Here is a 7,112-nt window from a genome sequence, read left to right as displayed (position 1 = left end):
GCCCAATCACATGAAACGCGTTACACGACCGCCCGCGAGGGGCTGCGCCGTTGGCGGGAATTCCCTTGGAATTCGTTAGCTGGAAGTTAAAGATCCGTAAGCATTCTGCTGCGATCCCGCCGTCATCTGCATGCAACCGATCGTCATTAGCCTGCGTGACGTTCCAGTCAGGTACGACGCGGTAAGCTCCTCTCCGATGGGCTCGCAGCATCGCTCATCGAGTGCAGTACGCAGTAGCAATTTGGAGGAATACATCACATGGCAATCGTTCTCTATGTCGGTGGTAGCAAGGATGGCGAGAAGGGCGTGGTGCCCTATGGCTTCAGCAAATCGCGCGCCGACACCGCGCTGGGGCCGGAGTTCTACACCGAGCGGTTCATGGAACTGCAGGGTGTCGGCAAGGTCAGGCTGATGGCACTGGAAGGCATGCGTGACGAAATCGTCATGCAGCGCGCCGCCCGCCACTACCGCTGACCCTCGCAACACGCGGCAGGGCGCGGCCACCATCGCGCGCCCGCGCCGGCATCCCAGCCCCGGGCCAGTCCGAGCCCCCCTTGCCAGGATGCCGGCGTCCAGACCGGCCACGCCGCTGAACCCCGTCTGCTGTCAATGCCTTGTCCGGCTCCGTCGCGGATTGCCAGAATGGGGTCTTCCCGTAACGCGGCACAGACCTGAAGCAATGCACGACGCCAAGAACGCCCAGAGCGCGCTCGCCCAGCAGATCGCCCAGACCATCGCCGAGGAAATCGGTGCCCAGCCCAGCCAGGTGCGCGCCGCGGTCGGCCTGCTTGACGAAGGTGCCAGCGTTCCGTTCATCGCCCGCTACCGCAAGGAAGTGACCGGTGGCCTGGACGACACCCAGCTGCGCAATCTCGAAGTGCGCCTGACCTACCTGCGCGAACTGGAAGACCGCCGTGCGGCGGTGCTGGCCAGCATCGACGAGCAGGGCAAGCTCACCGACGAACTGCGCAACGACATCCTCGCCGCCGATACCAAGAGCCGGCTGGAAGACCTGTACCTGCCCTACAAGCCCAAGCGCCGTACCCGCGCGCAGATTGCGCGCGAGGCCGGCCTGGAGCCGCTGGCCGATGGACTGCTCGCCGATCCGACGCAGGACCCGCAGGCCTTCGCGGCCAGCTTTGTCGATGCCGATAAGGGCGTGGCCGATGCCAAGTCGGCGCTGGAGGGCGCGCGGGCGATCCTGATGGAGCGCTGGGGGGAAGATGCCGCACTGGTGGGCGAGCTGCGCACCTGGCTGGGCGAACACGGCGTGATCCGCGCCCGCGTGGCCGAGGGCAAGGAGACCGAGGGCGCCAAGTACCGCGACTATTTCGAGCACGCCGAAGCCTTGGCGAAAATTCCCTCGCATCGCCTGCTGGCGCTGTTCCGCGCGCGTCGCGAGGAGATCCTGTACCTGGAGCTGGACCCGGCCAGCGATGCCGAGGCAGGCCATCAGTACGCAGAGGGGCGCGTGGCCCGCAAGGCCGGCATCGCCGACCAGGGCCGTGCCGCCGACCGCTGGCTGCTCGATGCCTGCCGCCTGACCTGGCGTGCCAAGCTGCACATGCACCTGCTGCTGGATCTGTTCAACCAGGCCCGCGAAAAGGCCGAAGCGGACGCGATCACCGTGTTCGGTGACAACCTGAAGGATCTGCTGCTGGCTGCGCCGGCGGGCCCGAAGACCGTGCTTGGGCTGGATCCAGGCATCCGCACCGGCTGCAAGATCGCAGTGGTCGATGCCACCGGCAAGCTGGTCGCCACCGAGACGATCTATCCGCACGAGCCCCGGCGCCAGTGGGAGCAGTCGCTGCAGACGATCAGGCAGCTGTGTACCCGGCACAACGTGGAACTGATCGCGATCGGCAACGGCACCGCCAGCCGCGAGACCGACAAGCTGGCCGGCGAAGCGATCAAGGCGGTCGGCAATCCGAAGCTGCAGAAGGTGGTGGTCAGTGAGGCCGGTGCTTCGGTGTACTCGGCTTCCGAGCTCGCAGCCAGGGAGTTCCCGGACCTGGACGTGTCGCTGCGCGGCGCGGTGTCGATCGCGCGCCGCCTGCAGGATCCGTTGGCCGAGCTGGTCAAGATCGAACCGAAGGCCATCGGCGTGGGCCAGTATCAGCATGACGTCGATCAGTACCGCCTGGCGCGCGCGCTGGACGCCCGCGTGGAGGACTGCGTGAACGCGGTCGGGGTGTACGTGAACACCGCCTCGGCCGCGCTGTTGTCACGCGTGTCCGGCCTGTCGGCGACGGTGGCCGAGAACATCGTGCGCCATCGCGATGACAATGGTCCGTTCAAGCGCCGCAAGGACCTGCTGAAAGTCGCCCGGCTGGGTGAGAAGACCTTCGAGCAGTGTGCCGGCTTCCTGCGCATTGCCGACGGCGACGAGCCGCTGGACGCGTCCGCCGTGCATCCGGAAGCCTATCCGGTGGTCGAGCGCATCGTCGCCAGTACCCAGCGCCCGATCAAGGCGTTGATCGGCGATGGCAGCTTCCTGCGTGGGCTGAAGGCCGAGCAGTTCACCGATGCGACCTTCGGCGTGCCGACGGTGCGCGACATCCTCAGGGAGCTGGAAAAGCCCGGCCGTGACCCGCGCCCGGAGTTCAAGGCCGCACGTTTCGCCGAGGGCGTGGAAGACATCAAGGACCTGCGCGAGGGCATGGTGCTGGAAGGCGTGGTCAGCAACGTCGCCGCGTTTGGTGCCTTTGTCGATATCGGCGTGCACCAGGACGGCCTGATCCACATTTCGGCGCTCTCCGACACCTTCGTGAAGGACCCGCGCGACGTGGTCAAGGCTGGCGATATCGTCAAGGTGAAGGTGCTTGAGGTGGATGTGCCGCGCAAGCGCATCGCGCTGACCCGGCGCCTGGACGATACCCCCGGCCAGGCCACCAGCCGCCCCGGCAGCCGTGACGAGCGTGGTCAGGGACAAGGGCCGCGGCGTGACGCAGTCGGGCCGGGCCGGAGCCCGGGGCGGGGCCAGGGCAACGGCGGTCGGCCCGCCCCCTCGGCAGCCCCGGCCAACAACGCACTGGCTGAAGCCTTCGCCCGCGCCAAGCGCAGTTGAGGAGCGTGTCCCCCGTCACGGTTGAACCGGGGCGGGGGACTTGTCGATTTTCCCCGTGATTGCGCACACTTGCGCATCTGGGGAGGCGTGTGGCCGACCCGCTGTCGCTGGGGAGGACCATGACGCCAGCACGCCCCGTCCGATTCCGTGACAGCTGCAGCGGATTGCTGCGGCCCGTGCACGCCTGCGCGGGACGGAGAAGGGCTTGATGGCGGGTCAGGGCAACAACAGCAACGATCTGCTCGAACGCCGTCTGCATGCGCTGGCCGAAGAGCGTCGGCGGCTTGCGATGATCATCGAAGGCACCGCTGCCGGCACCTGGGAGTGGAACGTGCAGACCGGCGAAATGCGGGTCAACGCGCGCTGGGCCGAAATCGTCGGCTACCGGCTGGAAGAGCTGGAGCCGATCTGCCAGAAGACCTTCGCGGCACTGGTGCATCCGGACGACATCGCGCTGTCGGACGCCGCGCTGCAGGAGCATTTCGACGGGCGCAGCGACAACTACGCCTGCCTGGTGCGTATGCGCCACAAGAACGGCCAGTGGATCTGGGTCCATGACCGCGGTCGCGTGTTCGAATGGGACGGTCAGGGGCGGCCGCTGTGGATGGCGGGTGCCCACGCCGACGTCACCGAGCTGCAGCAGGCACGACAGGACGCGGCCGAGAGCCGCCAGCGCCTGCAGTCGGTGGTGGACGCCTCCGACGACGTCGCGGTGATCGCGACCGATACCGATGGCACCATCACCCTGTTCAACACGGGGGCGCAGCGCCTGCTGGGTTACAGCGCCGCCGAGGTGGTCGGCCTGCGGCGGCTGGATGCCTTCCATGAGCCGGATGAGCTGAAGGCCTGGCTGCAACCGCTGGCCGGCCCGCAGGGTCACCTGCCGGATGTGTTCGAGGCCCTCAGTGCGCATGCCGAAGGGCAGACCTATTCGCGGCGATGGACGCTGCTGCGCAAGGATGGCCGGCAACGCCAGGTGCGGCTTTCGATCAGCCGCATGGACGGCGCCGATGGCACGCGCATCGGCTATGTCGGCATGGCCATCGATATCACCGAGATCCTGCAGGCACGTGCGGAAGCACGCATGGCGGCGGAGAAGTTCGCAGGCGCCTTCACCTCGGCTGCGCTCGGCATGGCGCTGGTTTCGCTGGAAGGGCGCTGGCTGGATGTCAATGACGCGCTGTGCCGCATCCTGGGCTATGCGCGCGAGGAGCTGCTGCAGGTCGATTTCCAGCGGCTGACCCATCCGGACGATCTGCAGGCCGATCTGGCCCTGGTGCAGGACCTGCTGGCAGGCCGGTGCAGCCATTACCACCTGGAGAAGCGCTTTCTCGATCGCAACGGCAGGGTGATCTGGACGCGGCTGTCGGTATCGCTGGTGCGCAACGAACGCGGTGAGCCGGTGCATTTCGTCTCGCAGATCCAGGACATCAGCGCACAACGCAGCAGTGAACAGCGCCTGTTTGAAAGCGAGCAGCGCAGCCGCATCACCCTCGACGCCGTCGCCGACCTGGTGCTGAGCGTCAGCCTGGAGGGCCGCATCGAATATGCCAATGCCGCTGCCGTGCGCATGCTGGCCGGCGACGGCGCACAGGCGCTGGCCGGCTACAGGGTGCAGGACGTGCTGCAACTGACCACCGAGTACGCCCCCGGCTCGATGCTGGACGTGGCCGTACTGCTGGACCCGGAAAGCAACGCGGTCGACCTGCATGCCGACCTGCTGCTGCGGCTGGGCACGGCGACGGTGCCGGTGGACCTGACCCGCGCCTGGCTGCGCGACGATGAGGGCCATGTGCGCGGTGCGGTGTGGGTGCTGCGCGATGATACCCAGCAGCGTGCACGGCAGCGCGAAGCGCGCCAGCTGGCGGAGATCGATCCGCTGACCGAACTGAGCAACCGGCGGGGGTTCGAAGTCCATCTGCAGCAGGCCATCACCCGGGTCGAGCGGACAGGCCAGGCGGCATCGCTGATGTACATCGACCTGGACCGCTTCAAGCCGGTCAACGACACCTGGGGCCACCTGGCCGGCGATGCGGTGCTGTGGGCGGTGGCCAGCGTGCTGCGCCACGGCGTGCGCGATTCGGACGTGGTGGCCCGGCTGGGCGGGGACGAGTTCGCGGTGATCCTGTCCGGCTGCACGCCGCGCCGCGCGGCGCGGATCGGCGGCGAACTGCTGCAGACCCTGGCCAGCCTCTCCATTCCCTGGGACCAGCACCGCCTGCGGGTGGGCGCCAGCATCGGCATCGCGCCGCTGCTGGGCGGCATGGGGGTGGACCAGGCCGTGGCTGCGGCCGATGCGCAGTGCTACAGGGCCAAGGCAATGGGACGCAACAACGTGCAGGTGCAGGGGGAAGCCGGCGAATGGCCGGCTGAGGGCGTGGACAGCGACGCCGGTGGCGGCTGATCTCAGTCTGTGAGAGGGCGGCCGCGAATACTGCGCGCACACCCACCCCGTTGGAGAACGACATGCGTTTCTGGACCCCGGATGCCCTGCGTGCCTTCGCGCCGGCGATGGTCGGCTGGTGGCTGGCGGTAGCCGCCTGCCTGCGTTTGGAGCAACTGCACGGCGATGCCCGGGCGCAGGCGCTGCTGCCCACCCTACAGGGCGGCGTGGTGGTGCTGCTGATACTGACCCTGGGTGCGATCGTGGTCGCCTGCGTGCTGCTGTGGCGGTCGCGGCGCGGCGATGCGCCGGCCCCCTGCTAGCCCTGGCGCTCAGTCCAGCACGCTGTTGGCATCAACCAGCCGCACGTCGTGCATCTGGTTGAGGTAGGCCTCGTAGTAGCCCTTGTGCGAGGCGCCGACGAGGGTCAGCATGCGGGTGCCCGGGTGCTGGCCCAGCACCTCGCGCATATTGGCGACCATGCGCAGGTTGCGGGTTTCCCAGTAGCCGACGTAGTTGCGGCCGAAGCCTTCTGGCGATGGTTCGACCAGGGCCGCGCCGAAATCGCTGTTGTAGACCTGGGCGATGGTGTCGGGCGCGTTGTAGTTCCGATAGAGCGCCAGCAGGCCATCCGTGCTGCCGAGTTCGGCGTGCAGGGCCGTATCGGCGGCCCGTCGTGCCTTGCTGGCGGGATTGTTCCAGGCGTTCATGATGGCTTCGCCAGCCGCCTTCTCCAGTGCCGCAGGGGTGGGCGAATCAGCGGTGTGGTCATCGACTGCCCACAGGCGTTCCAGGCCCAGGCGTGCGGCAAGCTCGGCCGCGATCAGGCTGACTTCGTTGCGTCGCACGGCGCGTTTGTCGAGGAACTGCACCAGTTGCGGTGACAGGCTGTCTGCGGCGCGACGCTCCTGCGGCGGCAGGCGCAGCCACTGCACCAGCGCAGAGCCGTTCTCACCTGCGGCCAGGAACAGTGCGGCCAGCCGGCGACGCTGTGCGTGCGTCGGTGTGGCGGGCCATGCCGCCAGCACGCGATCGACTTCGGCATTTGCCGCTGGAACATCCAGACCGGTGGCGGCCTGGGCAGGTGCAGGATCGACGCAGTAACTTCCCACGCTCTCGGCATAGCGGGCGGGATTGCGGCGCATGAAATCGCATTGCAGTCCGGACAGGTTCTCCACCGCGATCGCCGTCGGCCGCCATGCCTGCAGGCGCTGCAGCAGCGGCTCCAGCATTGCCGGCTGGAAGGTCGGGGGCAGGCCGGACAGGTGCGGTGAGCCCAGCACCAGCACTTCGTTGACGCGGCCGGCGGGCGGGCCCTTGAGCTGTGCGGGGTTGAAACTCGGCCGATAGCCTGCATCGGCGGCCAGCGCGCCGCTGCTGCACAGGCCGAGGGCGAAAAGAGCAGCCAGGCGTGAAAACATGCGATCTCCGTGTCGATGGACGGTCCGTGGTGGGCGCATCCTTGCCTGTCCACCCCCTTGCCGACAGCCCCGATGGTCATGGCAACCTTTTCGTTGCAGGCTGCATCGAGGGCGCCGTCAGGCGCTGCAGGGGGGAGGGGGCTGGACAGGGCCCGCTGCGGAGGGGCCTAAAGCCCGGAACGGAGGTGCCGATAACCTCACTGGATCCCGCTCCCGTCACCCGCTGCAGGACCCCAGGCTG

General features: G+C 67.9%; 5 protein-coding genes. 4 read left to right on the top strand and 1 reads right to left on the bottom strand.

The features are described 5' to 3' along the window. The first annotated feature begins 258 nt into the window (after positions 1 to 258). The 4 genes from ABE543_RS17355 (at position 259) to ABE543_RS17340 (ending at position 5,773) form a co-directional block, all read left to right on the top strand. Complete coding sequence (locus ABE543_RS17355; RefSeq protein ID WP_005410085.1) at positions 259 to 474, top strand: hypothetical protein; 216 nt, start codon at positions 259 to 261, stop codon at positions 472 to 474. A gap of 205 nt (positions 475 to 679) precedes the next feature. Beyond that, complete coding sequence (locus ABE543_RS17350) at positions 680 to 3,067, top strand: Tex family protein (protein WP_346475943.1); 2,388 nt, start codon at positions 680 to 682, stop codon at positions 3,065 to 3,067. A gap of 208 nt (positions 3,068 to 3,275) precedes the next feature. Then, positions 3,276 to 5,471 (top strand): PAS domain S-box protein, encoded by a 2,196-nt coding sequence (locus ABE543_RS17345; protein WP_262219148.1) that lies wholly within the window; start codon positions 3,276 to 3,278, stop codon positions 5,469 to 5,471. A 62-nt stretch (positions 5,472 to 5,533) separates the two neighbouring features. Further along, positions 5,534 to 5,773 carry a hypothetical protein gene (locus tag ABE543_RS17340; protein WP_128990489.1) on the top strand — a complete coding sequence of 80 codons (240 nt, stop codon included), beginning with the start codon at positions 5,534 to 5,536 and terminating at the stop codon, positions 5,771 to 5,773. Between the two features lie 9 nt (positions 5,774 to 5,782). Here ABE543_RS17340 and ABE543_RS17335 read toward each other — a convergent pair whose 3' ends face one another. Beyond that, positions 5,783 to 6,871 (bottom strand): DUF5694 domain-containing protein, encoded by a 1,089-nt coding sequence (locus tag ABE543_RS17335; protein ID WP_322523162.1) that lies wholly within the window; start codon positions 6,869 to 6,871, stop codon positions 5,783 to 5,785. Positions 6,872 to 7,112: the final 241 nt, after the last annotated feature.

The organism is Stenotrophomonas sp. TWI169, assembly GCF_039674705.1.
In the GTDB taxonomy this organism is placed as follows: Bacteria; Pseudomonadota; Gammaproteobacteria; order Xanthomonadales; family Xanthomonadaceae; genus Stenotrophomonas; species Stenotrophomonas maltophilia_P.
The sequence above is the reverse complement of the archived record's forward strand: the minus strand, read 5'-3'. Positions and strand labels throughout refer to the sequence as shown.

Excerpts from the sequence above, each read along its gene's own strand:
- ABE543_RS17355 (WP_005410085.1), top strand. The coding sequence starts at position 259 with ATGGCAATCGTTCTCTATGTCGGTGGTAGCAAGGATGGCGAGAAGGGC.
- ABE543_RS17350 (WP_346475943.1), top strand. The coding sequence starts at position 680 with ATGCACGACGCCAAGAACGCCCAGAGCGCGCTCGCCCAGCAGATCGCC.
- ABE543_RS17345 (WP_262219148.1), top strand. The coding sequence starts at position 3,276 with ATGGCGGGTCAGGGCAACAACAGCAACGATCTGCTCGAACGCCGTCTG.
- ABE543_RS17340 (WP_128990489.1), top strand. The coding sequence starts at position 5,534 with ATGCGTTTCTGGACCCCGGATGCCCTGCGTGCCTTCGCGCCGGCGATG.
- ABE543_RS17335 (WP_322523162.1), bottom strand. The coding sequence starts at position 6,871 with ATGTTTTCACGCCTGGCTGCTCTTTTCGCCCTCGGCCTGTGCAGCAGC.